This is a genomic window from Pseudomonas sp. HMWF006, assembly GCF_003061205.1.
In the GTDB taxonomy this organism is placed as follows: domain Bacteria; phylum Pseudomonadota; class Gammaproteobacteria; order Pseudomonadales; family Pseudomonadaceae; genus Aquipseudomonas; species Aquipseudomonas monsensis.
This window is the reverse complement of the sequence record NZ_QAIU01000223.1, coordinates 1-3,006: the sequence shown is the minus strand read 5'-3', so window position 1 is coordinate 3,006 and position 3,006 is coordinate 1. Positions and strand designations below refer to the sequence as shown.

At 62.6% G+C, this 3,006-nt stretch carries 2 protein-coding genes; one reads left to right on the top strand and one right to left on the bottom strand.

The annotated features are described in order from the left end of the window. Window positions 1–2,158 (top strand): 5-methyltetrahydropteroyltriglutamate--homocysteine S-methyltransferase (metE, locus tag DBR24_RS08960; RefSeq protein ID WP_128614540.1); only part of this gene is annotated, 2,158 nt, incomplete at its 5' end. 45 nt (window positions 2,159–2,203) lie between these two features. On the opposite strand, the gene DBR24_RS08955 is transcribed toward metE, so the two are convergent. Further along, window positions 2,204–2,968, bottom strand: a complete 765-nt coding sequence (locus tag DBR24_RS08955; protein ID WP_128614539.1) for an ABC transporter ATP-binding protein — start codon at window positions 2,966–2,968, stop codon at window positions 2,204–2,206. Window positions 2,969–3,006 lie beyond the last annotated feature (38 nt).

Genomic DNA, 3,006 nt, shown 5'->3' with positions numbered 1-3,006 from the left:
GGCGCATTGGGAGATTCAGAAGAACGCCGGCATCGAGCTGCTGCCGGTCGGCGATTTCGCCTGGTACGACCAGGTCCTGACTCACTCGTTGATGTTCGGTGTGATCCCTGAGCGTTTCCGCCCGCACGACGGCAAGGCAACGTTGCAAACCCTGTTCGGCATGGCCCGTGGCGTCAGCGACACGTGCTGCGGCGGGGCTCACGCCGAGGAAATGACCAAATGGTTCGACACCAATTACCACTACCTGGTCCCGGAATTCAGTGTCGATCAGCAATTCCAGCTGGGCTGGGAGCAGTTGTTCGAAGAAGTCGAAGAAGCCCGCGCGCTGGGGCACAACGTCAAGCCTGTGGTGATCGGCCCGTTGACGTACCTGTGGCTGGGCAAGGCCAAGGGTAGCGAGTTCGACAAGCTTGAACTGCTCGATCGCCTGCTGCCGCTGTACGGACAGATCTTCGCGCGGCTCGCCGCGCTCGGTGTCGAATGGGTGCAGATCGACGAACCGATTCTGGTGCTCGACTTGCCGCAAGCGTGGAAGAACGCGTTCGAGCGTGCCTACAACCAGATTCAGCGCGATCCACTGAAAAAGCTGGTTGCTACCTATTTCGGTGGGCTGGAAGAAAACCTCGGTCTGGCCGCCAACCTGCCGGTCGATGGACTGCACATTGACCTGGTGCGCGCGCCGGAACAGTACCCGACCATTCTCGATCGCCTGCCGGCCTACAAAGTGCTGTCGCTGGGAATGGTCAATGGCCGCAATGTCTGGCGCTGCGATCTGGAAAACGCCCTGGCGACCCTGCAACACGCCCATGAGCGCCTGGGTGAACGTCTATGGGTCGCGCCGTCCTGCTCGCTGCTGCACAGCCCGGTGGATCTGAGCCGCGAAGACAGTCTTGATGCCGAGCTGAAGAGCTGGCTGGCATTCGCGGTGCAAAAGTGCGAAGAGGTCGCGGTACTGGCGCACGCGGTCAAGGCGCCGGAAGCACCAAAAGTGCTGCGCGCATTGACGCAAAGCCGTTCGGTGCAGACCAGTCGCGCCGCGTCTCCGCGCATTCACAAACCGGCCGTGCAGGCCCGGGTGGCGGCGATCACCGCCAAGGACAGCCAGCGTCAGTCGCCGTTCGCCCAGCGTATCGCCAAGCAACGCGTCCGGCTGGACCTGCCGCTGTTCCCGACCACCACCATCGGTTCGTTCCCGCAGACTGCGTCGATCCGTCTGGCGCGGCAGTCGTTCAAGCAAGGCAAGCTGAGCGCGGCCGAATACACCGAAGCCATGCACAGCGAAATCCGCCATGCGGTGGACATCCAGGAACGGCTGGGCCTTGACGTGCTGGTACACGGTGAAGCCGAGCGCAATGACATGGTCGAGTACTTTGCCGAGCAACTGGATGGCTACGTATTCACCCGTTTTGGCTGGGTGCAGAGTTACGGCTCGCGTTGCGTGAAGCCGGCGGTGATCTTCGGCGATCTCAGCCGTCCGCACGCCATGACTGTCGAATGGATCCGCTATGCGCAGGGTCTGACCGACAAAGTGATGAAGGGCATGCTGACCGGGCCTGTGACCATGTTGATGTGGTCGTTCCCTCGTGAAGATGTCAGCCGCGAAGTGCAGGCCCGGCAACTGGCGCTGGCGATCCGTGACGAAGTGGTCGATCTGCAAGCGGCCGGGATCAGGATCGTGCAGATCGACGAAGCGGCATTCCGCGAAGGCTTGCCGTTGCGTCAGGCACAGTGGCAGCAGTATCTGGACTGGGCGAGCGAGGTGTTCCGCCTGTGCGCTGGCGGGGTGCACGACGAAACCCAGATTCACACGCACATGTGCTACAGCGAGTTCAACGATGTGATCGAGTCCATCGCGGCGATGGATGCGGATGTGATCACCATCGAGACGTCACGTTCGGACATGGAACTGCTCGACGCCTTCGAAGCCTTCGCCTACCCGAACGACATCGGCCCGGGCGTCTACGATATCCACTCGCCACGGATTCCGCAGGTCGCGGAAATGGCCGGTCTGCTGCGCAAGGCGGCCCGGCGCATCCCGGCCGAGCGCCTGTGGGTCAACCCGGACTGCGGCCTGAAAACCCGCGGCTGGCCGGAGACCGAAGCGGCGCTGGTGCATATGGTCGCGGCGGCGCGGCAGTTGCGCAAAGAGCTGGCGTAACGCTTGGGCCGCATGAAACACAGCCGTTGTGGAGCGGGCTGTGTTTTATGAATGAAATCGCAGGATCTGCGCACCATCGAACGGGTCTGTCAGGTAGTGCGCCTTGACCCCGAACGTTTCCTGTAGCCGCTGCGGCGTCAGCACTTCCAGCGGCTTGCCCAGAGCCACCAGCCGGCCGCGTTCCAGCACCGCCAGCCGATCGCATTTCAACGCCTGATTGAGGTCATGCAATGCAATCAGTGTGGTCACCGGCAACGCCTGCACCACGTTGAGGATCGTCAATTGATGCTGGATGTCGAGGTGGTTGGCCGGTTCGTCCAGCAGCAGGATTTGCGGGCGCTGGGCCAACGCTCGGGCAATGTGCACGCGCTGGCGTTCACCGCCTGACAAGTGACGCCAGACACGCGTGCGCAGGTGCAGCGCATCGACGTCGATCAACGCCTGTTCAACGATGGCGTCGTCCACCTGCGACCACGGCTGCAGCGCTGAAAGCCACGGTGTGCGCCCCAGTGCAACGGCGTCGAATACGCGGATGCCGTCGTCGGTGTCGGCCTGTTGTTCGACCACCGCCAGTTTTTGCGCAATGCTGCGCCGGGGCATTTTCCCGAGGGGCTGGCCTTCGAGCAGAACCTCGCCAACGCTCGGCTCGCGCAATCCGGCAAGCAGTTTCAACAGAGTGGATTTGCCCGAGCCATTGGGCCCGACGATGCCGAGGGTCTCGCTGCGCTGGACCTCCAGGCAGACACCGTCAAGCAACTCGGCGCCGCGCACCTTGAACGTCAGCCCGGAACAACTCAACACCGGGTTCATCGAGCCGATCTCCGGCCAACCAAGATGAGCGCAAACAC

Bases quoted from the DNA above. Each gene is read 5' to 3' on its own strand.
- DBR24_RS08955 (WP_128614539.1), bottom strand. From the start codon at position 2,968: ATGAACCCGGTGTTGAGTTGTTCCGGGCTGACGTTCAAGGTGCGCGGC.